23 protein-coding genes are annotated in these 25,112 nt (G+C 69.3%); 7 read left to right on the forward strand and 16 right to left on the reverse strand.

Features of this window, described 5'->3' with window-relative positions; translation table 11 throughout:
* Window positions 1-287 precede the first annotated feature (287 nt).
* From ACZ6DT_RS08495 to hppD, 8 genes are all read right to left on the reverse strand, one after another.
* Window positions 288-566 carry a hypothetical protein gene (locus ACZ6DT_RS08495; protein ID WP_465590726.1) on the reverse strand — a complete coding sequence of 93 codons (279 nt, stop codon included), beginning with the start codon at window positions 564-566 and terminating at the stop codon, window positions 288-290.
* Window positions 567-694: 128 nt separating this feature from the next.
* Window positions 695-1,558 (reverse strand): ferredoxin, encoded by an 864-nt coding sequence (locus ACZ6DT_RS08500; RefSeq protein ID WP_465590728.1) that lies wholly within the window; start codon window positions 1,556-1,558, stop codon window positions 695-697.
* 20 nt (window positions 1,559-1,578) lie between these two features.
* On the reverse strand, window positions 1,579-2,022 hold the full coding sequence (locus ACZ6DT_RS08505) for a hypothetical protein (RefSeq protein WP_465590731.1): 444 nt from the start codon (window positions 2,020-2,022) through the stop codon (window positions 1,579-1,581).
* Entirely contained in the window at window positions 2,022-2,468 is a 447-nt protein-coding gene (locus ACZ6DT_RS08510) for a hypothetical protein (protein ID WP_465590733.1), read from the reverse strand. Before ACZ6DT_RS08510 ends, ACZ6DT_RS08505 begins: the two co-directional genes overlap by 1 nt.
* Window positions 2,452-7,347, reverse strand: coding sequence for a hypothetical protein (locus ACZ6DT_RS08515; protein ID WP_465590736.1), 4,896 nt, complete (start codon window positions 7,345-7,347; stop codon window positions 2,452-2,454). The genes ACZ6DT_RS08510 and ACZ6DT_RS08515 overlap by 17 nt, the downstream gene beginning before the upstream one ends.
* A complete protein-coding gene (locus ACZ6DT_RS08520) occupies window positions 7,347-7,661 on the reverse strand; it encodes a type VII secretion target (protein ID WP_465590739.1) in 315 nt (104 codons plus the stop codon). The genes ACZ6DT_RS08515 and ACZ6DT_RS08520 overlap by 1 nt, the downstream gene beginning before the upstream one ends.
* Window positions 7,662-7,693: 32 nt before the next feature.
* A complete protein-coding gene (locus ACZ6DT_RS08525; protein WP_465590742.1) occupies window positions 7,694-8,251 on the reverse strand; it encodes a YbaB/EbfC family nucleoid-associated protein in 558 nt (185 codons plus the stop codon).
* Between the two features lie 242 nt (window positions 8,252-8,493).
* Entirely contained in the window at window positions 8,494-9,693 is a 1,200-nt protein-coding gene (gene hppD / locus ACZ6DT_RS08530) for a 4-hydroxyphenylpyruvate dioxygenase (protein WP_465590745.1), read from the reverse strand.
* A 122-nt stretch (window positions 9,694-9,815) separates the two neighbouring features.
* Here hppD and ACZ6DT_RS08535 point away from each other — a divergent pair, with 122 nt between their 5' ends.
* Window positions 9,816-10,289 (forward strand): Lrp/AsnC family transcriptional regulator, encoded by a 474-nt coding sequence (locus ACZ6DT_RS08535; protein ID WP_465590748.1) that lies wholly within the window; start codon window positions 9,816-9,818, stop codon window positions 10,287-10,289.
* Between the two features lie 90 nt (window positions 10,290-10,379).
* Here the strand turns inward: ACZ6DT_RS08535 and ACZ6DT_RS08540 are convergent, their stop codons facing one another.
* From ACZ6DT_RS08540 to ACZ6DT_RS08550, 3 genes are all read right to left on the reverse strand, one after another.
* Window positions 10,380-11,183, reverse strand: coding sequence for an MBL fold metallo-hydrolase (locus tag ACZ6DT_RS08540; RefSeq protein ID WP_465590751.1), 804 nt, complete (start codon window positions 11,181-11,183; stop codon window positions 10,380-10,382).
* Window positions 11,184-11,303: 120 nt separating this feature from the next.
* Window positions 11,304-11,804 (reverse strand): transcription elongation factor GreA, encoded by a 501-nt coding sequence (greA, locus tag ACZ6DT_RS08545; RefSeq protein ID WP_039921462.1) that lies wholly within the window; start codon window positions 11,802-11,804, stop codon window positions 11,304-11,306.
* A 199-nt stretch (window positions 11,805-12,003) separates the two neighbouring features.
* A complete protein-coding gene (locus ACZ6DT_RS08550; protein ID WP_465590754.1) occupies window positions 12,004-12,459 on the reverse strand; it encodes a DUF4307 domain-containing protein in 456 nt (151 codons plus the stop codon).
* A 145-nt stretch (window positions 12,460-12,604) separates the two neighbouring features.
* On the opposite strand from ACZ6DT_RS08550, the gene mca reads away from it, so the two are divergent.
* Together mca and ACZ6DT_RS08560 are read left to right on the forward strand one after the other, a co-directional pair.
* Window positions 12,605-13,498 (forward strand): mycothiol conjugate amidase Mca, encoded by an 894-nt coding sequence (mca, locus tag ACZ6DT_RS08555; RefSeq protein ID WP_465590757.1) that lies wholly within the window; start codon window positions 12,605-12,607, stop codon window positions 13,496-13,498.
* Window positions 13,499-13,612: 114 nt separating this feature from the next.
* Complete coding sequence (locus tag ACZ6DT_RS08560; RefSeq protein ID WP_465591807.1) at window positions 13,613-13,942, forward strand: hypothetical protein; 330 nt, start codon at window positions 13,613-13,615, stop codon at window positions 13,940-13,942.
* 72 nt (window positions 13,943-14,014) lie between these two features.
* Here the strand turns inward: ACZ6DT_RS08560 and ACZ6DT_RS08565 are convergent, their stop codons facing one another.
* Together ACZ6DT_RS08565 and ACZ6DT_RS08570 are read right to left on the reverse strand one after the other, a co-directional pair.
* Window positions 14,015-16,507, reverse strand: a complete 2,493-nt coding sequence (locus tag ACZ6DT_RS08565; protein WP_465590760.1) for a polynucleotide kinase-phosphatase — start codon at window positions 16,505-16,507, stop codon at window positions 14,015-14,017.
* Window positions 16,504-17,910 (reverse strand): 3' terminal RNA ribose 2'-O-methyltransferase Hen1, encoded by a 1,407-nt coding sequence (locus ACZ6DT_RS08570; RefSeq protein WP_465590763.1) that lies wholly within the window; start codon window positions 17,908-17,910, stop codon window positions 16,504-16,506. The genes ACZ6DT_RS08565 and ACZ6DT_RS08570 overlap by 4 nt, the downstream gene beginning before the upstream one ends.
* Before the next feature lie 63 nt (window positions 17,911-17,973).
* Between ACZ6DT_RS08570 and ACZ6DT_RS08575 the strand changes: the two genes are divergently transcribed.
* Entirely contained in the window at window positions 17,974-19,992 is a 2,019-nt protein-coding gene (locus tag ACZ6DT_RS08575; RefSeq protein ID WP_465590766.1) for a thioredoxin domain-containing protein, read from the forward strand.
* Here the strand turns inward: ACZ6DT_RS08575 and ACZ6DT_RS08580 are convergent.
* Window positions 19,973-20,479 carry a hypothetical protein gene (locus tag ACZ6DT_RS08580; RefSeq protein WP_465590769.1) on the reverse strand — a complete coding sequence of 169 codons (507 nt, stop codon included), beginning with the start codon at window positions 20,477-20,479 and terminating at the stop codon, window positions 19,973-19,975. The two genes, ACZ6DT_RS08575 and ACZ6DT_RS08580, sit on opposite strands and share 20 nt — an antisense overlap.
* Before the next feature lie 182 nt (window positions 20,480-20,661).
* On the opposite strand from ACZ6DT_RS08580, the gene ACZ6DT_RS08585 reads away from it, so the two are divergent.
* The 3 genes from ACZ6DT_RS08585 to ACZ6DT_RS08595 all read left to right on the forward strand — a co-directional run bounded on the left by ACZ6DT_RS08585 (window position 20,662) and on the right by ACZ6DT_RS08595 (window position 23,674).
* The gene (locus tag ACZ6DT_RS08585; RefSeq protein ID WP_465591809.1) at window positions 20,662-21,231 is read left to right on the forward strand and encodes a hypothetical protein; all 570 of its coding nucleotides are present in this window, start codon (window positions 20,662-20,664) and stop codon (window positions 21,229-21,231) included.
* Window positions 21,232-21,311: 80 nt separating this feature from the next.
* Window positions 21,312-21,722: a hypothetical protein gene (locus ACZ6DT_RS08590; protein WP_465590772.1), complete on the forward strand. Its 411-nt coding sequence runs from the start codon at window positions 21,312-21,314 to the stop codon at window positions 21,720-21,722.
* 65 nt (window positions 21,723-21,787) lie between these two features.
* The gene (locus tag ACZ6DT_RS08595) at window positions 21,788-23,674 is read left to right on the forward strand and encodes an acyl-CoA dehydrogenase family protein (protein ID WP_465590774.1); all 1,887 of its coding nucleotides are present in this window, start codon (window positions 21,788-21,790) and stop codon (window positions 23,672-23,674) included.
* Here ACZ6DT_RS08595 and ACZ6DT_RS08600 read toward each other — a convergent pair.
* Complete coding sequence (locus ACZ6DT_RS08600; RefSeq protein ID WP_465590776.1) at window positions 23,631-24,377, reverse strand: potassium channel family protein; 747 nt, start codon at window positions 24,375-24,377, stop codon at window positions 23,631-23,633. The two genes, ACZ6DT_RS08595 and ACZ6DT_RS08600, sit on opposite strands and share 44 nt — an antisense overlap.
* A gap of 36 nt (window positions 24,378-24,413) precedes the next feature.
* Window positions 24,414-24,863, reverse strand: a complete 450-nt coding sequence (locus tag ACZ6DT_RS08605; RefSeq protein WP_465590779.1) for a pyridoxamine 5'-phosphate oxidase family protein — start codon at window positions 24,861-24,863, stop codon at window positions 24,414-24,416.
* Window positions 24,864-25,112: the final 249 nt, after the last annotated feature.

Genomic DNA, 25,112 nt, shown 5'->3' on the forward strand with positions numbered 1-25,112 from the left:
GGGGGGGGGGGGGGCGGGGGGGGGCGTGTTGGGGGGGGGGGGGGGGGGGAGGGAGAAGCCTCGTTGGGGGGGGGTGGGGCGCGGCAAATTCTTCCCCCCCGACACATCTCCACCCTGGGTTCAGTGAGGCCACGGCATCGGCGTAGCGAAGGCCCCCTCTTCGCTCCCAACGTTGCGAAAGCCACTTTCGCAACCCTCACCTGTGCCTTACCCCTCACTAAGTGACAGCAAAGGTCCCTTGCTCCGTTCGCGCTGGTCAGCGCGGTGCGTTGAGGGGAATCGCCCGGTTACGGGCGGAAGTTGCTGGGTGCGACGCCGCTCTTCGCGTCAGCCTCGTGCGAAGTGCCGTCAGGCGCGGCAGGCAGTTCCGAGCCGTCGACGCAGCCGCCGACGAGCTCGATGTGGTTGTCATGCCGGATGTACTGGCCCGGGTCCACGCAACCGGCGCGGTCGACCGTGTAGACGGCGGCGCCGGTCAGCAGCGCGGCCGAGGTGAGGGCCAGCACGACCGGGAGCATCCCGGCGGAACGGGTCGCCCGGACCCTGCCGATGTTCCCCCGTGTCATGCGCGCTCCCTGGTCGCCTTCGCCGCCTTCGACAAGAGTACCCGGACCGTGAAGTTGTCACGTGACGTATCCGTCAGGTGGCATCATCCGGCCGTCCGGACGCCTCGGGCCCTCGCGAACGTGGAGTCCTAAGTGGACGGTTGGCCGGTGATCGCGGCGACCGCGAGTTCGCGTTCGGGCTCGCCGACGTCGGGCAGGGTGAACCGCGAAGCCCGGATGTGGCCGAGCAGTTCGGGATCGGGCGCCACGTCGTGCTCACGCAGGTAGTAGGCGACCGCACCCGGCCAGTACCACCGGCCGTCCGTGCGAAAGTTCAACGGCACCAACGGTTCCCTGCCGGGATCGAAGGCGTCGGCGTCGTAAGTCCGCGATGCCAGCACGACCGGAGCGCCGTCGAGATACTCCAGCACGCGATCCCGTTCGGCGGGGGCCAGCGGCTCGCGGTTCACCACCGGGCGCCCGGACTCGTCGAGACCGTCGTAGACCCGCGGCGACTTCAAGGCTTCCGGCGCTTCCGCGGGCGGAGTGGCCACCGACGGCTCGTCCGGCGGCGCGGGATCGAGCCCCGCTCGCTGCCGCAGCCACGGCGGGATGTTCTGTTCGGCGCGCGGGAAGAAGCGCAGTTCGTCCTGGAAACCGATCGGTGGCGGCGCCTGCCGCCACGGAGGCTCCACATCGGCGAGGAAGTCCGTACTGAGCACGGTCGCCGAACCGTAGACCAGAATCGCGCTCAGCCAGGTCCCGCGGCCGGGCTGGTACATCCCCGATCGGAGGTTCCCGAGCAGCCGCACGGCCTCCGGGCTCGGCGGCACCGGGTGCGGGAGACCGTCCTGACCGGTGACGAGCAGGTCGACCTCGACCTGCCTGCCCGCCGCCCGGTATTCGACGCGCATCTGGTGCCAGCCGGGCGGCAGCGGCGTCGCGAGGGCATGGCCGATCTGCCAGACGAGCTGTTGTTGCTGCTGGTTCAACGGCTGTTGTGGTCGGCTCATCTGCCCTCGCTCACCGATGGTCAGTCCGCCTGGCCGGCGGCACGTCGCTGAAGCCACTCCGCGCGTTCACCGGTCCGCGGGTAGCGCTCCAGTTCCTGGGCGAAGAACTCGGCCGGCGGGACGTGATCCCAAGCGGGTTCGTTGTCCCAGTCGTACTCCACGGAGTATCCGCCCGGGTGGACCATGTGGTAGCGAACCGAGGTCCAGGCGCCCTCGTCCGGCTGCGCCATGCTGTCCCGCAGGTTCACGAAGAAGTCCGCGACCCCCGGCGGCGGCGTCCACGGCGTGCTCGTACCCATCACGGTCAGCACGTGGGCCGAGATCTCGACGTAGTCCCCGACAGACCGGAAGTTGAGGAACAGCTGCTCGTAGTCCGACGGTACGGAGTGCACCATCCAGGTGGTGAACTCCTTGAACAGTTGATTGGCCTGTGCCGCGCTCGTGGGCACAACGGGCATGGGCATCAGGTGCGCTCCTTGTCGTTCGCCGCCGCGAGCTTCTCGCCGAGCCAAGCCGGGATGTGTTCAGGATCCCGGGGGAACTTCTTCAGGTCTTCGACGTAGTGTTCCGGCTCCATGGGCGGAGTGAGCACCGGTTCGTAGTCGTTGTTGTAGTCGTAGAAGATCGCTCCCGGCGGATTCATCGAAATCCGGGCGGAGAACCACGTGCCGCGGCCGGGCCGGTACAGCAGCGTGCGCAGCTTGGCCAGGATCACGTTCAGCTCGCGCGGCGGCGAGATCTCCGGCCTGGAGCCGTCGTCCATGATCACGGTGAGGCCGAGATCCTGTGCGGGCACCGTCATCGCGCTGACCAGGTCGATGCGCCGCCAGCCTTCCACGGGGACGAGATTCAGCAGCGCGGTGCCGAGCTGCTGGATCAGGTCCTCGTGACTCTCACCCCCGGAAGTCATCGGGCCAGAGTGGGTCGTTGTGGTCATTGGGGAAGCTCCTGACGATTACCGAGATCCGGCCTTCGGCGTCCGGACCGTAAGCCCGGTATTGGCGGGTGTGCGCGTCGTCGACGCCGGGATCCCGGAGTTCGAAAATATCCTCGTTCTCCAACCTACCCGCGAGGCCGGTGTCGTCCCGATTCCGCTCCATCTGGTACCAGCTGTCGTCGGGATCGTAGGTCTCCTTGAGCTCCTTGGCGCCCGCGTTGCTGTTGTCCACACGGCCTTGCGTACCTTGGTTGCCCCCTTCGCCGGAGCCGCCGACGGACGTCCCGCGGTGGTGGCCGCCGTCGTCGATGTTCTTCCCCGACGCGTCCTTGCCGCCGTCCGCGCCGACGGTGGACTGCGCCGTGCCGTCGCGCCGGGCGTTGCTGGCGCCACCGGGATCCGGCGGGGCGGAGGTCACCACCGAGTTGCCCCGTTCGTCGGACCGGTGGATCTCACCCGGCGAACGACGGTTCAGCGGGTTGCCGTCCTTGTCGTGCATTTCCAGGTCGTGGTCGACGCGGATCACGGCGTTGGGCGGCGGATTGTTCAGATCCGGGTTGAACGGCTGCCCGGTGTGCAGATGGGTGATCTTGCCGTCCGGCCCGGTCTGGAACGAGCCGTAGGGCAGGCCGTCCTTGTCCACCACGTGGATGCGGCTGTTGGGTGGCAGGTCGTCGCGGCCCGCGATCGGGTCCTTGTGCGCGATCTTGTCGCTGATCGCCTTGCGCTGGGCGTCGCTCAGCGCGTCCGGGTCGCCGTCGACGAACCCGCGCGGATCCTTGCTCCGCGGAGGCGGCTGATGCGAGTAGGTGAGCTCGCGATCCGGAGCGGGCCAGGAGTCCTGGACCTTGCTGGCGTTCTTGGTGCCGTAATGGCCGTCCTGGGTGATGTCCGCGCCCTGGGCGGCCCCCACCTCGGGGTTCGTCCGGCCGCGCTGACCGCTGGTGGTGTCGACGTGGGTGATGCGCCCCGTCTCGTCGGTGTAGAAGTCGCCTCGCGGATGCCCGTACTCGTCGGTCGGCTGGTGCACGCTGTTCGGCTTGAGCGTGGGGTTGCCGTCCGCGTCGAGCTTCGGGCTGCCGTCCTCGTTGGCGTGGAGGCGGTTGAAGGCCTCGTCCTGTCTCACCGCGTTCGGGTGCGGCACCGGATCGCCCTGCGGTGACGGCGGGTTGAACTCCTGGCCGTGCTCCGGCCGCCCGTCCGGCCCGACGTGGTACTCCTCGTGGAGCGGCCCTCGGTCGATTCGGTAATTGCTGTCCGGCAACGGTTCCCGGAGTTCGGGGTTCGGCCGGTCCGGGGTGCTTTCCGGGGTTTCGACCCACCTGACCCTGCGGTCGCCGTCGGTCTGGAAGCTGCCGCGGGGATTCCCGTCGGCGTCCGTGACGTGGTAGCGGGTGTTCGCGTCGAGGTCGGTGCGACGGCTGAACGCGTCGTTCGCGCCGGGTGCCCGTGGGTCGTCCGCCTCGATCCGCACCTGGTCGCGCGGCTTCGGCGGTGACTCGATGTGGTCGACCCTCGTGACGTCCTGGCGGCCGTGCGGGGTTTTCACGTCGGTGTGCGTCACCGTCCGGACGTTGCCGTCCGCGTCGGTCGGGAAGGTGTCGTGCCGGTGGCCGACCCGCACGCGGTAGTCGGAGTTCGGCGCCGGGCGCATGATCTCCGGGTTACCGGGGCCGTGCAACTTGTTCGGCGCGACGGCGTCGACATGCGTCACGTTGCGGTTCGCGTCGGTGTAGACCCGGCTGCGTACGTTGCCGTCCGCGTCGGTGATGTCGTACCGCGTGTCCGGGTCGAGCTTGCGCGGAGGCGTCGTCGGGTCGAAGAACGACTGATCGTCGCGTAGCTGGACGGGACGGGCGGGCGGCGTGAAGTCCGGCTCCTCCCAGCGTCCTTCGATCTGATGCTGCGGGTTGTGGTCGTCGCCCTGACCGCGGTCGCGGGCGCTGTCGGCGTCCACGTCCTGCTTGTCCGCGTGCGAGGTGTCCGGGGTGAAGCCGTCGTCGCTCGCCCGGCGGGCGGTGCCGTCGGGGCTGTGGACGTCCCATTCGCCGTTCGGCGGGATCTTGGGCCGGGGGCGGCCGTCGGGGCCGATCTCGTAGTCGGACGAAAAGACGCGTCCGTTCGAGTCGGTCCACGCCGGCCTGCTCGGCGCCATCACCTCGGTGTCGAGTTCGCGCGACAGACGGCGCGCGAAGTCGTTCGAGCCGGCGTCGCAGCCGATCAGCCGGATCGGGCGGCCGTCGTAATCCCCGTTGCGCCGCAGGATGTCCGCGAACTCTTCCGGGGTGTAGGTGCGGTCGCCGATGCGGGCGTGCCCGTCCGGGGTGACGTGCACGTCGACCGTGTAGCGGCCGTCCGGATCCGGCTGGACCCGGTGCGGCAGGTCGCCCATGTCCGGATCCCCGCGGTGGTAGGAGCTACCCGCGGGGGTGCCTTCGGAATGCCGCTGGTTGACCTCGTCGGGCGTCAGCGGACGATCCGGCGCGCCGTCGGGGCCGCGGTCGTGCGGTGAACCGTCGGGGTGGCCATTGCGGTCCTGGCGCGGGCCGTGACCGTCCGGCGAATGCGGCGGCCCGGAGTGACCACCAGGGCCGCGCCCGCCCGGCCCGGTGTTGCCGGGACCGGTGCCACCGGGCCGGTTGCCGGGGCCGTGCGTGCCGGGCGTGCTCGGTGAGCCGGTGTGCGGCTGGACGCCGGGGCCGAAGTCGTTGCCGCGGGCGACCGGCTGCGGCTGGTTCGGCCGTCCGCCGGGACCGGCGTGGGTGTCGGGAGTGCGCGGGGCGTGCGTGTCCGGGGTGCGCGGCGAACCGGGCGTGCCCGTCCAGCCACCGCCCTGCGGCCTGCCGCCGGGCGAACCCGGGGTGCCGCCGGGAGCGCCACCCGGTGCGCCTTGGGGCGGCATGCCGCCGGCCATCGGCTGACCCTGCGGCGGGACACCGGGTGAACCGTCGCCACCGGTACCGCCACGCTGCGAAGGCACGTGTGACGGGCCCGCGTCGCCGAGACGCGGTGCCGTGGGCGCGGTGCCGCTGGTCGTCGTGCCGCTGTCGGTCGGCCGGGTGGGACTGCCGCCGTCGCCGGTTTCCCTGCCGCCGTGCTGGCCGGGCGACGGATCGGAACGAGGAGTGGGCGAGCCGCCGCCGTCTCCGCCGTGCGTCCGGGGCGAGCCGCCGTCGCCGGTGTGGCTGGGCGAGCCGCCTGTGTCCGCGCGGGTGTGCGGAGCCGGGGAGCCGCTGTCGGGTGTGTGACTGGGCGAGCCGCCGCTGTCCGCGCGGGTGTTCGGAGCGTCGGGTGTGTGGCTTGGGGAGCCGCCGGTGTCCGCGCGGGTGTGGGGTGCGGGGGAGCCGCTGTCCGGCGTGTTGCTGTCGGTACGGGTGTTCGGAGCGTCGGGTGTGTGGCTTGGGGAGCCGCCGCTGTCCGCGCGGGTGTGGGGCGCGGGAGAACCGCCATCCGGCGTGTGGCTCGGGGAGCCGCCATTGTCGGTACGGGTGTTCGGAGCGTCGGGTGTGTGGCTTGGGGAGCCGCCGGTCTCCGCGCGGTTCGGGGTCGGGGGGCCGTTGTCGGGCGTGCGGTTCGGAGTGCCGGAATCGCCGGGGGATCCCCTGTCGGAGCGGGCGGCGTCGGGAGAGCCGCCGTCCGGCGCGCCGCCGGGGTTAGCGTCCGAAGTGGACGGACCGTCGCCGTCGCCCGCGCGGTCGGGAGAGCCGCCCTCCGAGCGGGACGAGCCACTACCGTCCCTTGTAGACGGTGTACCGCCGCCGTCGCCGGCTCGTGTGGTGCCCGGCGGGCTGTCGCCACCGGAATCACCCGGGCGACCCGAGTCGCCGGAAGAACCCGAGTCGTTGGAGCCGTTCGAACCGTCGCCGGAGCCGCTGCCGGATCCATTGCCGTCCGGACCGTCGCCGGAGCCGCTGCCGGAACCGTCGCCGTCCGGACCGTCGCCGGAACCCGTGCCGCCGCCGGAACCGCCGGATCCGCCGCCGCTGCCGCCGCGCTGGACGAAGCCGCCCGGCTTGATGTTCCTGGTGTTGATCACGTCCAGGCCGGTGACCTTGCCCGCGATCTTGCCGAAGATCTTGATGATCTTCTCGAAGACGTCGGCCAGCTTGCCCAGCAGCGGCGAGACCCGCCGCATCGCGTCGCAGAGTTCCTTGAGCTTGTCGGCGATCTTCGCGGCCCACCCGGCGATCGCGGTGACGGCCTGCGCGACCACCACGGGCGTGCCGAAGCCGAGGGAGAACACCGTCTCCATGACCCACGCGATGAGCTTGCCGACCGCGTCCGCGATGAGCTGGCGGATGAATTCGCGGACGAACGCGACGATCTCGCCGAAGATCATCACCACGGTGCTGATCGCGCCCGCGACGGTCGCCGCGCCGCTGATCGCCTCGGCCTGTTCCGCGGCCTGCTTGCGGTACTGGTCGGCCGCGTCGCCGGTCCAGCCCGACGTCCCGTTCTTGACCGCGTTCGAGAACTCGACCTGGGTGTCTTCCAGTTTCTTGGCGACGTTGCCCCACGTCTCCGAGTACGACTGGATGACCGGTGGATCGCCCGCCACGGCGTCCAGCATGTCCTTCAGCGGCTGCAGGTGTTCCATCAGGAACGAAGCCACCGACGACATCAGGTAGCCGAACGGGTCGATCGCGGCACTGGCGATCTCGCCCGCGAGGCTCAGAACGCCGAGTCCGCCGCCGATCCAGTCACCGTTCGAGATGCCGTTGAAGGCGTCCATGGCCGACTCGGCGACACCGATGCCCGCCGCGTAGCCGTATTCGCTGTTCCCGGCCGTCAGCGGTCCTGGGCCGTCGCCATCCGTCGGCGCCTTCGCGACGAGCGGGTTTCCCTCGGGCATCAGTCAGGCACCTGCGTGTTCTTGAACTCGGCGGCGAAGTTCTCGTCCTGCGTCTGGTAGGCGTTGGAAGCGGACCGCACGTTGTTCGCCACCGTCGTCGCGGCCTCGACGGCCTCGTTCAGCGCGTTGATGCCGAACTGCTCGACCGGGTCGAGCATCATCCGGAACGGCTGGCAGATGATCCCGTACGCGTCCGTCGGCATGCTCACCTGCTGCGCGGCGTCGACCGCCGTGCGCAGCCCGTCGGCGATGCCGTCGATCTGCTTGGCGTGCGCGTCGAGGTCGGCGCCGAGCTCATACCCCTTGCCTGCCATGGTTTCTCCCCTCTACCAGGCCGGATGAACGTCTACGAAAGGATGCTGCCGCCGAATTCGTCGTCATCGTCGTCCTGCGTGCGGCGGCGGCGCGGGATCGGCTTCGGCTGAGGTGGATTCTGGGGTGGACTCGCCTGCGTGGGCGGCGGCGGGGGCTCTTCCTCTTCCGGGCCGAAGCGGTGGTGCCGCTCGGGCCCCGGCGGGGCGACGTCCTCCTCCGCAGGTGCCTCCGGGAAGGTGCTCTGTGCTTCCGCGATCACCCGGCTCGCGGTCTCGTCGGTGGTTCCGACGGTCTCGGCCATCGCCTGCTGCAGCAGTTCCGGGATGCGTGACTGCGCGAGCTGGACGAGGCGCATGACCTGCGACGAGACCTCCGCCATCCGTTTGCCGCTCGCGGCTTCGGAGATGACGAGGTTCGTGAGCAGACCCTTCGAGTCGATCGTGACCTCGATGGTGTTGTCCTTCGACCGCTCCGTCACGGTCTGGCCCTGCATGCGGGCGGCCATCGCCTGATAGCGCGCGGCGGTCTCCTGGATCTGCTTCGTCCAGTTGTCCACCATTCGTTCGCTGGCGTCGACGTTGTCCGGCATCGGGACCCTTCCAAAAGCTGCATGCTGACGTCTTCACACTGACGGTCCGAAGACGCCACCGGTTCCGGTGTGCGTGAAATTTCGTCGAACAGCCTAGTGCTCGTCCGGTGTACCACTCCGGGACGACAAAGTCGGCCCCGTCACGCGGCGAAAGGGCCCCTCACCGCACGAAATGCGATGAAGAGCCCTTTCACACCCTGCGAACTGCCGGGGTCGGAGATCGCCGCGGCGGCGCCTCGGCGTCAGAGGTTGCCTCGACGCTCCTGCTCACGCTCGATGGCCTCGAACAGCGCCTTGAAGTTGCCCTTGCCGAAACCGAGCGAACCGTGCCGCTCGATGAGTTCGTAGAACACCGTCGGGCGGTCGCCGATCGGCTTGGTGAAGATCTGCAGCAGGTAGCCGTCCTCGTCGCGGTCGACCAGGATGCGGTGCTCCTTGAGCTTCTCGATCGGCACCCGGACCTCGCCGATCCTGGCGCGCAGCTCCGGGTCGTCGTAGTAGAAGTCCGGGGTGTCGAGGAACTCGACGCCCGCCGCGCGCATCGCCTTCACCGTCGTGATGATGTCGTTGGTGGCCAGCGCGATGTGCTGGCAGCCCGCGCCGCCGTAGAACTCGAGGTACTCGTCGATCTGCGACTTCTTCTTCGCGATCGCCGGCTCGTTGAGCGGGAACTTGACGCGGTGGTTGCCGTTGGAGACCACCTTGCTCATCAGCGCCGAGTACTCGGTCGCGATGTCGTCGCCGACGAACTCCGCCATGTTCACGAAGCCCATGACGCGGTGGTACCAGTCGACCCAGTAGTCCATCTTGCCGAGTTCGACGTTGCCGACGCAGTGGTCGACGGCCTGGAACAGCCGCTTCGGCGCGCCTTCGGGGCGGACGACGCCGCTTTCGCGCGGCTCGTAGCCGGGCAGGTACACGCCGGTGTACTTCGACCGGTCGATCAGCGTGTGGCGGGTCTCGCCATAGGTCGCGATCGCGGCGACGCGCACGGTGCCGTGCTCGTCGGAGACGTCGTGCGGCTCCTCGAGGACGGTGGCGCCCTGCGCGCGGGCGTGGTCGATGCACCGGTCGACGTCGGCGACCTCGAGCGCGAGGTCGATCACACCGTCGCCGTGGCGGCGGTGGTGGTCGAGCAGCGGGGAATCGGGCTTGACGCCGCCGGTGATCACGAAGCGCGCCGAGCCGGACTTCAGCACGAACGACTTGCGCTCGAAGTTCCCGGTCTCGGGGCCGGAGTACGCGACGAGCCGCATGCCGAACGCGACCTGGTAGAACCACGCGGTCTGCGTGGCGTTGCCCGCGATGAACACCACCGCGTCCATCGACTTCACCGGGAAGGGGTCGGTCGAGGAGTCGTGGTCGACGAGGCCGACGAGCTGACGCAGCTGGTCGTAGCTCACGTCGTCAAGAGCACCCTGGGGTTCCACTGTGTGCGTCATGCCCTGAAGGATCCGAGCGCGTGACAAAATGCGCAATGGTTAAAGATTTCACTGTGCACTATGAACAGTGATGGCCGTGGTGGCGCAGTCAAAGTGGACAACCTGTGCAGGAGGTAGGCCCGATGCCGGAAGCACTCGACGCGCTGGACGCGCGGCTGCTGCTGTTGCTCACCGATTCGCCCCGGCTCGGGGTGCTCGAATGCGCCCGCCGTCTCGGCGTCGCGCGGGGCACGGTGCAGGCCCGGCTGGACCGGCTGACCGAACGCGGGATCCTCGGTGGTTTCCCGCCCGAACTCGACCTCGCGGCGATGGGATACGGCCTCACCGCATTCGCCGTCCTGGAGATCGCGCAGGGCCGCCGGGCCGAGGTCGCGGAGGCGTTGTCCACGATCGACGAGGTGTGCGAGGTCTACGCGACGACCGGGCAGGGCGATCTCTTCGTGCGGATGGTGGCGCGCAACAACGACGACCTGCAGCGGGTGGTGGACGAGGTGGTCGGCGCGCCGTACGTGCGGCGGACGTCGACGTCGATCGCGTTGTCGACGCCGGTTCCGCCGCGCGTACGGCCGCTGCTGGAACGGCTGGCGCGCGGCTAGCTCGGCATGGCGAATCCGGCCCGTTGCCGGGTGGGCGGGCGACCCGGCGGGACGGCACCTTCCCGCGCCGGTAGGCACCGCGGACGCGGCCTAGCCGACCTGGCCCAGGTACCGCTTCGCCGACCGCTGGACCGCCTCGTGCCCGTCGGTGCGGATGATCGCGTCCCACCAGGCGCCGTAGATCGCCTCGAACTCGTATGGTTCGAGCATCTCGGCGGCGCGGCGGACGACCTCCGGGCGTTCCGGGATCAGGTTCGGGTAGCTGTACATCATGCCGACGAAGCGCCGGTCCGGGATGACCTGCAGGATGTCGCCCGAGAGGACCGCCCCGTGGCCGTTCTCCCCGCCCGGCCAGTGCAGCACGGTCCCGCCGTCGAAATGCACGCCGAGATTGATCAGCCGCAGGTCGGGGGCGACGTCGAGGGTCGCGCCGCTCCACAGTTTGATCGCCGGATCCGGCCTGCCGATCCACTGCCGGTCGTCTTCGTGCAGGTAGACGGGCACGTCGAAGGCGTGGGCCCACTCGACCATGGTGGTGTAGTAGTGCGGGTGGCTGATCGCGATGCCGGTGATCCCGCCGAGTTCGCGGACCTCGGCGACGAGATCGTCGTCGAGGTAGCCCGCGCAGTCCCACAGGAAGTTGCCGGATTCGGCCTTGACCAGCAGCGCGCGCTCGCCGATGGCGAAGTTGGGGGTGGACCCGACGCCGATGAGGCCGGGTCCCTGCTCCTCGACACGCGCTCGGTACGTCCCGCTCGCGCGGACGGTGTTCAGATCGGTCCACCGCTGTCCGGCCCGCGGGACGTACTGACGTTCGTCGTCGCAGATCGGGCAGTCGGACCGGGGTTCCGCGTACTGCGTGCCGCAGGCGACGCAGATCGGTAGCTCGCTCATCGTTTCCCTCCAGATTTCTCCGGAAGTCACGCTAACGGCTCGTATGCGCGCCCGGCCATATCGGGCCGGGCGCGCAGTGTCGATTGTCGGGCGCTGGGCGCCGTTGGGGAGACCGGCGGCTTACTTGCCGGTGTACGGCACGGCCTTGACGAGCGTCACCTTCTGGATGCTGCCGTTGGGCAGCTCGTATTCGCGGGTCTCGCCCTCTTTGGCGCCGAGCAGCGCCTTGCCGAGGGGGGATTCCGGCGAGTAGACGTCCAGGTCGCCCTCGGTGCCCTCTTCACGGGTCGCCAAGAGGAAGTTCTCGTTCTCGTCGTCACCGTCGTAACGCACGGTGAGGACCTTGCCCGGTCCCGCGCTGCCGTCGTTGGCGGGCGGCTCGCCCACCTTGGCCGAGCGGAGGAGCTCCTGGAGGTGGCGGATGCGGGCCTCGTGCTGGCCCTGCTCTTCGCGGGCGGCGTGGTAGCCGCCGTTCTCCTTGAGGTCGCCCTCTTCCCGGCTGTCGTTGATCTTCGCAGCGATGACCGGGCGGAGCTCGATGTAGTGGTCGAGTTCCTGCTTGAGCCTGTCGTAGGCATCCTGGGTCAGCCAGGTCACCTTTGTGTCGCTCACGGTCACCATCTCCTAGTAGGGCCTGCCAGGCTTGGGTGTACAAGCCGGCCACCAGACCGGCATGGCGCGCCGACCTGGTTGAGATAAAGGAAAAACACGGCCCGTCTTGGGCCGTGCCGGTAGATCAGAGTAACACGGCGCGAGGCATCGCCGCCGGTCGAATTCGGTCGCGCCTCGGCGTTGGGCGCCCGTTTCACCCCGTTGGCCGCTATGGCCTTGACAGGTACCGTGGTACGTCGTATGAGCATCCGAAGATATCAGCCGTGACCGGCTTTCCGATGCTTTTGATGGTCGTGGTCACCCTGCTGTTCTTCGAACCGGGCTGAATCAGGACCTCTTTGCGCCCGCTCTCGGCCCCCGCCTTGTCGCGGACCCGGACGACGCACACCCCCGGACGGTTCACATCGTCCCTGGTCACGTTGATGGTGATCTCCATCGCGTCGCCCGGCTTCTCTTCGAACAAGACGCGTTCGCCCTCGATGGGCGCGCTGCCGAAGTTCGTGTACGCGACATAGGCGATACCGCCGCTGACCAGCAGTGCGATCAGCACGAACACCAGACGCCGCCAGCGGGCGGGCTTCGCGGCACGGGGCTTGCCGTACCGGCCTTCGGGCACGTCCATCCGGGTGCTTTCCGCGGTGGGAGTGTCCTGTCCCGTGCTCAACCCGGGCCTCCCGGTCGGTGTCGTCGTGCTCGCAGGGACAATGGGGTCGTATGCGAGTGGTTCCCCTCGAGTATCCGCGCCCGACCGGGCGGGCCGTCAGGCAGGGTCGCAGGGGAATAGGGAACGAGAAGGGGACGTTCGGAGCATGGTGCTAGCCAATGAACCGCCGAAGTCACGCCTCCGCCTGATGGCGGTGCACGCGCACCCCGACGACGAGTCGAGCAAGGGCGCCGCCACCATGGCCAGGTACGCCGCCGAAGGGCACGAGGTCATGGTCGTGACCTGCACCGGCGGCGAAGCGGGCAGTGTGCTGAACCCGGCGATGGACCGTCCCGAAGTCGTGGCCAACATGACCGAGGTCCGCCGCGAGGAGATGGCCCGCGCGGCCAAGATCCTCGGGGTGAGCCATGCCTGGCTCGGGTTCATGGACTCGGGTCTGCCCGAGGGCGACCCGCTGCCCCCGGTCCCGGAGGGCTCGTTCGCGGTCATCCCGCTCGAGGAGTCCACCGGTGCCCTGGTGAAGGTCATCCGCGAGTTCCGCCCGCACGTGATCGTCACCTACGACGAGAACGGCGGGTACCCGCATCCCGACCACATCCGCACGCACGAGATCTCGGTCGCGGCCTTCGACGCCGCCGGCGAACCGGAGCGCTACCCGGACGCGGGCGAGCCGTGGCAGCCGATGAAGCTGTACTACGTGCACGGGTTCTCGCGCGCGAGGATGACCGTGTTCCACGACGCCCTGCTCGAGCGCGGCCTGGAGTCGCCGTACGAGGAGTGGCTCAAGTCTTGGGACCCCGAGAAGGCCGACGTGATGGAGCGGGTGACCACCCGCGTCGAATGCGGCGACTACTTCGAGCAGCGTGACGAGGCTCTGAAGGCGCACGCCACCCAGATCGACCCGAACAGCCGCTGGTTCGCCGTCCCGCGCGACCTGCAGCGCGACGTCTGGCCGACCGAGGAGTACGAGCTGGTCCGCTCACTTGTGGACAGCACCCTGCCGGAGGACGATCTGTTCGCCGGTTTGAAGGAGGGCTAGATGCACGCCGACGTAATTCCTCCCGCGGAGGCGAAATGATCCACGCCGACGTAATTCCTCCCGCGGAGGCGAAATGATCCACGCCGACGTAATTCCTCCCGCGGAGGCGAAATGATCACAGTCGTGGTGCCGGCGTTCGCCGTCGTTCCCGTGACGGCGGCGTCGCAGTTCCTGGCGCAACAGCCCGGCAACGGCGACAACGGCGGCCAAGGTGAGGACTTCGGCAAGTCGTCGCCGGTGGGGTTCCTGATCCTGATCCTGTTCTTGATCGCCGTCGCGCTGCTGGTGCGGTCGATGACCAAGCACCTGAAGCGGCTTCCGGAGAGCTTCGACGAGCCTGCCGCTGCTGCCGCGGAGGCTCCTGCCGAGGAGACTCCCGAGGGTTCGAAGGCCGACGCCGAGCCCGTCGCGAAGACGGCGAAGCCGACCGCCAAGTCCGACTGAGCGCTGCTATGAACGGTCCGTTCCTTGCAAATTTTGCAAGGAACGGACCGTTCATAGCATTCCCGAAGCGCGTCAGAGGCGTGGGTCGACCGGATCCGACTCCAGCGCCAGCACGGCGAACACGCACTCGTGCACCCGCCACAGCGGCTCCCCGCGCGCCAGCCGCTCCAGCGCCTCCAGTCCCAGCGCGTACTCGCGCAACGCCAGCGCCCGCTTCCGGTTCAGCCCCCGTTTGCGGAGCCGCGCCAGGTTCTCCGGCAGCGTGTAGTCGGGCCCGTAGATGATGCGCAGGTACTCCCGCCCGCGCACCTTCACTCCCGGCTGCACCAGCCCGCGCGCGCCGCGAGTCAGGTTCGCCGCCGGTTTGACGACCATGCCCTCGCCGCCCGCGCCGGTCAGGTCCAGCCACCAGTCGACGCCGCGCGCGACCGAGGCCGGATCGGTGGTGTCGACGGAGAGCGTCCGCGTGCGCGTGAACAGGTCGCCGGTGAGCCGGTCCAGCAGCGAAAGGTGCCAGGAGTGCGGGCGGTCGTGGTAGGCGTGCCCTTCGGAAGCCGGCACTTGGAACGGCGCCAGCCGGACGCCGTCGAGGCCGTCGGTCGGCCAGCAGTAGCGCCGGTACACCTGCCGGTACGCGTCCACTGTGGACTCGCGAACCCGGGTCCGGTCCACCAGGTCCGACACGTCGATCCCGCGAGCGGCGGCGGCGTCCAGTGCAGCGACGGCGGCGGGCAGTACGGACTGGGCCGCCGCGCCCACGGCCGCGTACTGGCCCGAGATCAGCGAGCCCGCCTTCGCGCTCCACGGCAGCAGTTCCGTGTCGAGCAGCAGCCAGCCGGTGTCCAGTTCTTCGAACAGCTCCGACGACGCTTCCCGCACACCGGCGAGCAGTCGCGCGTTCTGTTCCGGGGTGAAGAACGGCCGCCCGGTGCGGGTGTACACCGCGCCCGGACCCTGGATCCCGAACCGCGCGGGAGCCACGTCATCGTCACGGCACACGAGCACGACGGCACGCGAGCCCATGTGCTTCTCTTCGCACACGACATGATCGACACCCGCCGCGCGGAACTCGGCGAAAGCCTCCTCGGGGTGTTCGAGGTAGTCGTCCGTGGCGGACGTCGAACACGGCGCCATCGTCGGCGGCAGGTACGGCAGCCAGCGCGGGTCGACGGCGAAACGGCTCATCACCTCGAGCGCCGCCGCCGACTGCTCGGCGGAGACCCCGACCCGGCCGTGGTGCCGGGTCTCGACGATCCGTTTCCCCGTGACGTCGCCCAGTTCCAGTACCGCGGGCTCGCGTCCGCCCAGTGGCCGCGCGGGTTCGAGCGGACGTGACGGCTCGTACCAGACCTTCTTCGCCTTCACCGAGACGACTTCCCGCTCCGGGTAACGCAAAGCGGTCAGCTTGCCGCCGAAGACGCAGCCCGTGTCGAGACACATGGTCCCGTTGATCCATTCCGGTTCCAGTGTCGGCGTGTGTCCATAGAGGACCATCGCCTTGCCGCGGTAGTCGCGCGCCCACGGCAGCCGCACGGGTAAGCCGTACTCGTCGGTCTCGCCGGTGGTGTCGCCGTAGAGCGCGGTGCTCCGCACCCGGCCGGACGCGCGTCCGTGGAACTTCTCGGGCAGGCCCGCGTGCGCCACGACGAGCTTGCCGCCATCGAGGACGTAGTGCGCGATGAGGCCTTCGCAGAAGGCGTGCGCTTTCGCGCGGAAGTCCTCGTCCTGCGCGGAAAGCTGCTCCAGCGACTCAGCGAGCCCGTGTGTCGTCCTGACCTGGCGCCCGGCGAGCGCGCGGACCAGTTTCTGTTCGTGGTTCCCGCAGACGACCAGCGCGCTGCCCGCCTCGGCCATCGCCATCACGCGGCGCAGTACGCCGGGCGTGTCGGGGCCGCGGTCGACGAGGTCGCCGACGAACACCGCGGTCCGTCCCTCCGCGTGCACGCCGTCGACGTAACCCAGTTCGGTGAGCAGTTCCTCCAGTTCCTCGCGGCAGCCGTGGACGTCGCCGATGACGTCGAACGGCCCGGTCAGCTCACGCCGGTCGTTGCGCAGCGGTTCGACGACGATCTCCGCTTCGGCGATCTCGGCCTCGCTCCGCAGTACGTGCACGCGACGGAAACCCTCGCGCTCCAACGACTTCAGCGAGCGGTGCAGCTCACCGCGCTGACGTCGGACGACGTGTTCGCCGAAGTCCCGGTCGGGCCGGGACTCGTTGCGTTCCTGGCAGACCTTCACCGGCAGGTCGAGCACGATCGCCGTCGGCAGGACGTCGTGCTCCTTCGCCAGCTTCAGCAGGCTCGCTCGAGAAGCGCGCTGGACGTTCGTCGCGTCGATGACGGTGAGCCGGCCCGCTTCGAGCCGCTTCGCCGCGACGTAGTGGAGCACGTCGAAAGCGGCGGCCGACGCGCTCTGGTCGTTCTCGTCGTCGGCCACCAGGCCGCGGAAGTAGTCGCTGGACAGTACCTGCGTCGGCGCGAAACGCGTCCGCGCGAAGGTCGACTTGCCGGAGCCGGAAGCCCCGACGAGTACGACGAGGGACATGTCGGGAATGGTCAGTTTCATGCCACCGCCTCCTTCCGAGACGTGAAGACCGCCATTTGGGTCGGTGGTCCTGATTCTTGGGACTCGGGTCCCACCGGCAGGTGGCGGACGTCGTAACCGTGCCGGGAGGCGACGCCCTCGGCCCACGAGCGGAACTGCTCGCGTGTCCATTCGAAACGGTGGTCGGCGTGCCGGAACCGGCCGTCTTCGAGGAATTCGAAGTGCCGGTTGTACTCGGCGTTCGGCGTCGTGACGAGCACGGTCCGCGGCGCGGCGACCCCGAACACGGCGTGCTCCAGCGCGGGCAGGCGCTCCTCGTCGACGTGCTCGATCACCTCCATCAACACGGCCGCGTCGTATCCGGCCAGCGACGGATCCGCGTAGGTCAGCGCGGACTGCTTCAGGGTGATCCGCGGCCCGATCGAGGCACTCTTTCCCGCCGAGAGCGCATCGGACCGGGTCTTCAACCGCTTGTCGGCGAGGTCGAGAGCGCTCGCGGACACGTCGACACCGACGATCTCGGTGAACGACGGCTCCTTCCGGAGCACACGCAGCAGCGCGCCACCGCCGCAGCCGAGGTCGAGCACGCGGCGCGCACCCGCCGCCCGGAGCGCCGCGAGCACACTCCCGTGCCGTTGGACGGCCAGCGGTTCGGGCCGGTCCGGCAGTTCGGTGACCCGTGCTTCGGCCTCGGCGGGCACGTCGTCCGCTTCCGCCAGCCGGGTGAGCGCGTACGAAACGATCGGACGTCGGCGTTCGAGGTACCGGTTGGTGATCAGCTCCCGCGCCGGATGACCCGCGAGCCAGCCCTCGCCGACGCGCAGCAACTTGTCGGCCTCGTCCTGGCCGATCCAGTAGTGCTTGTCGCCGTCGAGAGCGGGCAGCAGGACGTAGAGGTGCCGCAACGCGTCGACGATCCGCTGGGTCCCGGTCAGCCGGAGATCGACGTAGCGCGAATCGCCCCACCGCGGGAACTCGGGGTCGAGCGGGATGGGTTTCGCCTCGACCTGCCAGCCGAGGGGTTCGAACAGCCTGTGGACGACCTCGACACCGCCGCGAGCGGTCAGCGACGGCACGCGGATCTCCAGCGGGAACGCCTCGTCGACCAGTTCCGGCCGGTTCGCGCACCGGCCGGCCAGCGCCGTGGTGAACACCGCTCGCAGCGCGACCGCCAAATATGAGCCGCCCGCGTACGGCCGGTCGTTGACGTACTGGGTCAACGACGTCCCGCCGCCGCGCACGAGGTCGATCGGGTCGATCTCGACCAGCAGCGCCACCGTGCAGCGCTCCTCGGCCGCCTCGGGGTAGAAGACGTGCGCTGTTCCGGCCGAAAGCGTGAACGATTGTGCCTTCTCCGGATGCTTGTGCAGGAGAAAGCCAAGGTCGGTGGCGGGGTTCCGGGTGGTCGTCATGGTCAGGAGCACCGGATGAGTGTCGCGCGGACGGCCGTTCTGCGCGCCCGCTTTTCCGCGTGCGACCCTGGTGACATGTCGAACCGCCTGAAGGCCGCGACCAGTCCGTACCTGCTCCAGCACGCCGAGAACCCGGTGGACTGGTGGCCCTGGGGTGAAGAGGCGCAGGCCGAGGCGAAACGGCGGAACGTGCCGATCCTGCTTTCGGTCGGCTACGCGGCCTGTCACTGGTGTCATGTCATGGCGCACGAGTCCTTCGAGGACGAGGCCACCGCGACGCTGATGAACGCGAACTTCGTCAACATCAAGGTGGACCGCGAGGAGCGTCCGGACATCGACTCGGTGTACATGGCGGCCACACAGGCGATGACCGGTCAGGGTGGCTGGCCGATGACGTGTTTCCTGACCCCGGAGGGCGAGCCGTTCCACTGCGGCACCTATTACCCGCCGTCGCCGCGGCCGGGGATGCCGTCGTTCTCGCGGCTCCTCGTCGCGGTCGCCGAAGCCTGGGGTGAGCGCCCCGGCGAGCTGCGTTCCGGTGCCCGGCAGATCATCGCCCATCTGACGGAGAAGAGCGGACCGCTGCCGGAGTCCGTTGTGGACGGTGCGGCTCTGGAGTCCGCGGTCGCCTCGCTGCGCGAGGACTACGACGCCGCGAGCGGCGGGTTCGGCGGAGCGCCCAAGTTCCCGCCGACGATGGCGTTGAACTTCCTGCTCCGGCACCATGAGCGCACCGGCTCGGATCTCTCCCCGGTCGAGCACACCGCGGAGGAGATGGCGCTCGGCGGGCTCAACGACCAGCTCGCCGGCGGGTTCGCGCGTTACTCCGTCGACGCGCGCTGGGAAGTGCCGCACTTCGAGAAGATGCTGTACGACAACGGTTTGCTCCTGCGCTTCTACGCGCAATTCCATGGCGTGACCGGCCTTGAGTACGCGCGGCGGACGGTCGAAGAGACCGCGGAGTTCCTGTTGCGCGACCTCGGGACGGCCGAAGGAGGCTTCGCCGCTTCGCTCGACGCGGACACCGACGGCGTCGAGGGGCTCACCTATGTCTGGACTCCCGCGCAGCTCGCCGAAGTGCTCGGCGAGACCGACGGCGCTTGGGCCGCCGACCTGTTCCAGGTGACCGAACGGGGTAACTTCGAGCACGGCGCGTCGACTCTGCGGCTGCGTGAGCCGCACCCCGAGGACGCGGAACGGTACGAGCGCGTGCGACGCACGCTGCTGACGGCGCGAAACGAGCGTCCTCAGCCCGCCCGCGACGACAAGGTCATCGCCGCGTGGAACGGACTCGCGATCGGCGCGCTCGCCAAAGCGGGCTCGCGACTGAACCGTCTACAGTGGATAGACGCGGCGGCGCGTGCCGCGGCTTTCCTGATGGACACTCATTTCGTGGCCGGACGGCTGCGCCGGACCTCGCGCGGCGGCGTCGTCGGCGCGACGGCCGGGGTGCTGGAGGACTACGCGTGCCTCGCCGAGGGGCTGCTCGAACTCCACCAGGCGACCGGGGAGGCGCGCTGGCTGGCCGACGCGGTCACCCTGCTGGACCTCGCCTTGGCTTATTTCGGTGTCCCGGACGCACCGGGTGCTTATTACGACACGGCCGACGACGCGGAGGTGCTGGTGCAGCGGCCCTCCGACCCGACCGACAACGCGAGCCCGTCGGGGGCTTCGGCGCTGGCCAACGCGTTGCTGACCGCGTCCGTGCTGGCGGGACACGACCAGGTGGGCCGCTACCGCGAGGCGGCCGAGCAGGCGCTGACGCGCGCGGGACGGCTCGCCGCCCACGCGCCGCGGTTCGCCGGGCATTGGCTCACGGTCGCCGAAGCCGCCGCGGCCGGTCCGGTGCAGGTGGCCGTCGTCGGGCCGGATTCCGCCTCACGTAAGGACTTGCTGGCCGCGGCCGTCGCTTCGGCACCGGACGGCGCCGTCGTCGTGAGCGGCGTCCCGGACGCCGAGGGAGTGCCGCTGCTCGCCGGCCGACCGCTGGTGGAGGGCGCCGCCGCCGCGTACCTGTGCCGCGGCTATGTCTGCGAACGCCCGGTCACCACCGCCGAGGACCTGCGCGCTCAGCTCACCAGTCCCACGCCATAGGGCCGAAGGCGCCGCCGGTCTGCGGAGCCCCCGCCGGCTTCACCGCGACCTGCGGTGCCTTCGGTTTGGTCGTGGCGGACTTCGTCGGCTTCGGCGGCTTCGTGGATGTCGGCGGCTTCGTGGTGGTGGTCGGCGGCGTTCCGACGATGGTGAAAGCGCGGGAGGTCTTCGTGCCATCCGAGCAGGTGAACGTCGCCGTGTACTTGCCCGGTGTCTTGCCGACCTTGCCGTAGCCGGCGGCCTTCCCCCAGTTGCCGCCGATCGTCCACTGAAGCGGCGCCGCGAACCCCGGCGATGTCACCGGGGTCGCCGGTCCGCAGCCGCCCATCGCGGCCTTCGTCTCGGCGTAGATCTGCCCGCCGGGTTCGACTTCGGTCGGATGCAAGAACCAGGACACGTCCTTGGCTTCCGCCGCCGTGGCGGGCGCGATCACCGCCAGTTGGGCCGCTCCGAGCATGAGAGCGCCGATCATGGCCCTTGTCAGCATGAGGTTCCCCTTTCCGTCATCTGCTGGTGGGAACACGTCCGCGCAGGTCATCAGGTTGCCTCGGGTTTCACCGGGGGAGAACACGAGTGAAATCTCAGCCATTGCGCGCGTAGCGTCGGTAGCGTTGTAATCATGTAATCGCGGAGGCGAGCATGGACACCTACTTCAGGACGGCGAGGCAGATGGGACGAAGTGGCTGGAAGGGCCGGGGCGGCTGGCAGCAGGCGGACATCCCGCCGGCGGACGACGCGGCCGCGTGGTTCGGCGGACGGCTTCCGGAGGGCTGGTTCACCGGAGACCCCGAGGTCACGGTGGATCGCGAAGAGATCGTCATCGTCGGCGAACTCCAGCCGCTCACCGGTGACTATGCCGACGTTGCCGACACCGCCGCCCGCGCGGCGGCCGAGGACGGCCGGATCAGCCGGTTCCGCGAGGAGACCCGCGACGAGCGGATCGAGATCGCGCGCCAGGCCGAGCACCGATATCAGCGCAAGGTCGCCTGGGGCGCGAGCCTCGGCGGCACCAGGCGGCTGTTCACCACGCATTCGGCACCGGTCATGACCAGGCTGCGGCAGCCGGAACGCCTGGTCCTCGACACCCTGGTCGACGCGGGCGTCGCGCGGTCGCGGTCGGAGGCGCTGGCCTGGGCCGTCCGGCTGGTCGGGGAGCACGCGGACGCCTGGCTCGCCGAGCTCCGGGAGGCGATGACCAAGGTGGACGATCTCCGCTCACAGGGACCGGACCTTTCCTGAGGCCGGGTCCGCCCGTAAGGTCGGGATTCCGCCGTCTTCACCGAAGTCCTCTTGCGACCTGTGATCCCAAGTCCTGCGTGATGGACGGCAACTGGGGCGCGATCACCTGCGGCAGCGAACAGACCGGCGGCATCCGCGACGTCTACGCGTACAGGCTCTCCGTCACCGGCGAGCCGAAGTACGGGCTGTACGTCAAGTCGAACACCTTGCGCGGCGGGTTCACCGAGAACGTGAACCCGCACGGTGTCTCCGGCGCGTTCGCCCGCTCGGTCGCGTACGTCCCCCGGTTCGGGCCGTTCACCATCAGCGACTCCGCGAGCGCGAGATGCGGGCAAGCGGCGTTCGGCGTCCGAGGGTTGCCCAACTCACACGTGCATGGGCCGCGGGTGAGCGGTTGCCGCTTCGATGGCGTCGCGAACACGGAAAACACCCTGGACCACGTCGATGACCTGCGGTTCGAGAACACGACGATCAACGGGAGACCGGTCTGATTCGTGCTGCGGCCCTCGATGCGGTGCGGCAGGCTGAACGCAGACCGCACCGCATCGGAGGAATCGTGGACACGCCAGGACTTCCCGCGAAGATCGACCCGGACGCGCTGACCACCGTCCTCGATGGACGGTGGGCCGAGCTCCGCCGCGCGGTGCGCGCGCAAATGGCGGCGGAGGACTTCAAGGACCCCGTCGCCCTCGATGTCGAAGCGCACCGAGCCCAAGTGCTCGAATGGCTGCGCCTGCTCGCCCGCACCGACCGGCCCGGGCTCGGCTTCGACCCGGCGTACGGCGGTGGCGGCGACGTCGGCGGCTCGGTGATGTCGTTCGAGATGCTGGGGTTCGGCGACCTCTCGCTGATGGTCAAGGCGGGTGTCCAATGGGGTCTGTTCGGCGGTGCCGTGCAGCTGCTCGGCACGGAACGGCACCACGAGCGTTACCTGCGGAAGATCAAGGACCTGGAGGTGCTGGGCTGCTTCGCGATGACCGAGCACGGCCACGGCTCGGACGTCCAGCATCTGCGCACCACCGCGACCTACGATCCGGCCACCCGCGAATTCGTCGTGCACACGCCGGACCGGGGCGCGATGAAGGAGTACATCGGCAACGCCGCCCGCGACGGCGAACTCGCGGTGGTGTTCGCCCAGCTGATCACCGGCGGCGAATCACGCGGCGTGCACGCTTTCCTGGTGCCGATCCGCGGCGAGAACGTGAGCGGTGTCGAGATCGAGGACTGCGGCCGCAAGGCGGGCCTCAACGGCGTCGACAACGGACGGCTCACTTTCACCCAGGTGAGGGTTCCGCGCGAGGCGCTGCTCAACCGGTTCGGTGACGTCGCCGAGGACGGCACGTACAGCAGCCCGATCGAAAGCGACGGCCGCCGGTTCTTCACGATGCTCGGCACCCTCATCCGCGGCCGGGTCAGCGTCGCGGGCAGCGCCGCCAGCGCGACGAAGCGCGCGCTGGCACTGGCCATCCGGTACGGCGAACAGCGGCGGCAGTTCGCGCGGCCCGACGGCGAAGAGGTCGTGATCCTCGACTACCGCGCCCACCAGCGGAAACTGCTGCCCGCGCTGGCGACGTCGTACGCCCTGCACTTCGCGCAGGAAGCACTCGTCTCGAAGCTGAACGACATCGCCGAGGACGCGCCGGAGGAAGAGCAGCGAGAGCTGGAATCGCGCGCGGCCGGGATCAAGGCCGTCTCGACCTGGCACGCGACGGCGACCATCCAGACCGCCCGAGAGGCGTGCGGTGGCTCCGGCTACCTCTCGGAGAACCTGCTTCCCGGGCTGAAGGCCGACACGGACGTCTTCACCACCTTCGAAGGTGACAACACCGTGTTGCTGCAGCTGGTCGCGAAAGGCCTGCTGACCAGCTACAAAGACCAATTCGAGGACCTCAGCCCGCTCGCGACCGCGCGTTTCGTGGCGGAGCAACTCGTCGAGGCCGTGATCGAACGGACGTCCGCGCGCAAGGTCGTCGAACGGCTCACCGATGCCGACGACAGCGACGTGCTGTACTCGCGCGAGTGGCACCTGAAGCTGTTCGAAGACCGCGAAGAGCACGTACTCGGCGGCGTCGCGCAGCGACTGCGTAAGGCGGGTTCGGACCCCTTCGGTGTCTTCAATGACGCCCAGGACCACGTGCTGCGTGCCGGGCGCGCGCACGTCGATCGGGTGGTGCTGGAAGCGTTCGTCGACGCCATCGAGCGCTGTGCCGACGCTGAAGCCCGTGAGCTGCTGGAGCGGGTGTGCGACCTCTACGCGCTCGCGAACATCGAGGCGGATCGTGGCTGGTTCCTCGAGCACGGGCGCCTGACCTCCGGACGTTCGAAGGCCGTCACCGCCGCGGTGAACGCCCTGTGCGCCGACCTGCGCCCCCACGCGCGGACACTCGTGGACGCCTTCGCTATCCCCGAGCAGTACCTAGCGGCTCCGATGCTGCGGGAGTGATTCCGGCGCGCTGCTCGGCGAGCTCGGCCCGCAACGCCTTGACCTCGCGGGTCAGCTCGTCGAGATGCTCGCGGGTCACGGCCTGCGCGTTCTCGTCGGCTTCGGTCACCCGGCGGATCAGCCACGACGCCAGCGTCGCGGTGACCACACCGAGCAGGGCGATCCCGGCCACCATCAGTCCGACCGCGACGATCCGGCCGGTGCCGCTGATGGGATAGCGGTCGCCGTAACCGACCGTGGTGATCGTCGTGATCGACCACCACACCGCGTCCGGGAAATCGGTGATCGGCGCGTCAGCCTGAGTGCGTTCGGCGTCGAGTACGGCGAGCGCCGAACAGAACACGATGAGCGCCGTCGCGCCCACCGTGTAGACCACGACGCGGCCGCGCAACGACAGGCCGGCGTTGCGGTTGAGGACGTTGAGCACCGTGACCAGCCGGAGCAGTCGCAGCTGGCGGATCAGCGGGAGCACGATGATCAGCAGATCGAAGATGTTCTTCTTGAGGAAGTCCCGTTTGTCCTTGGCGTGCTTGAGGCGGACGCCGTAGTCCAGGGCGAAGACCGCCCACGCGAACCAGGTGACGACCTCGCACCAGACGCGGCCGGTGTGGCCGAGCGAGGGCTGGAGGATCGGCCACGCGTAGGCCGCCAGGAACAGTACGGCGGCGGCGTTGAGCGGCCACTCCATCCGTTTTTCCCACATCGGGCGTCTCCTCACCTGGCCTTTTCCAGGTGCACGTTAAGCGATGTCGAGGGCCGTTCCATAGAGTTTGCCGGTTTTGAGGGTGATGTGGAGCCTTCGTTCGGCCGCGATGGTCTCGAGGAACTCGGCCTCGTCCTCGGGTTTTTGGCGCTGTGCGGCGAGATATTCGAGCCCGGCCGTGTCACCGGGTGTCCGGGTGACCTCGGAGAGTTCCGCTTTTCCTTCCACGACCGCGAATTTCCAGTGGTCGGCGCTGGAGACGTAGAGCGAAGCGGTGGGATTGTCGCGGAGTTGCTTGACCTTGAGGCGGTCTTCTGTCGTGCTGATCCGGACCGTGCGGTTCTCGGGATCCCACGTGTAGACGACCGTGGAGAGATGCGGGCGGCCGTCGCGTTTGAGGGTGGCGAGGGCGCCGAAGGTGTGCTCGGCGAGGAAGTCGCTGAGGGCCGCGTCGTCGAGGGGGCGGGGCGGTGCGTTCTTGGTCATGGTGGTGATCATGGCTCGCGCGGCGGGGGCGCGGAAGAAGGCACTTTCTTGTGCCAGAGGGAACACGCGTGTGTCCGTCCTGGTCACGTCGGTCGTGGGGGGGGGGGGGGGGGGGGGGGGGGGGGGGGGGGAGGGAGGGGGGGAGGGGGGGGGGGGGGGGGGGGCGCTGGTCGACGACGCCTCGCTCCTGAAGAAGACCATCGCCGACGCGGTGACCGAGGCGGGGGCGACGGTCTGCGAAGTTGTGTC

It is taken from the genome of Amycolatopsis sp. NPDC041971 (genome assembly GCF_055588925.1).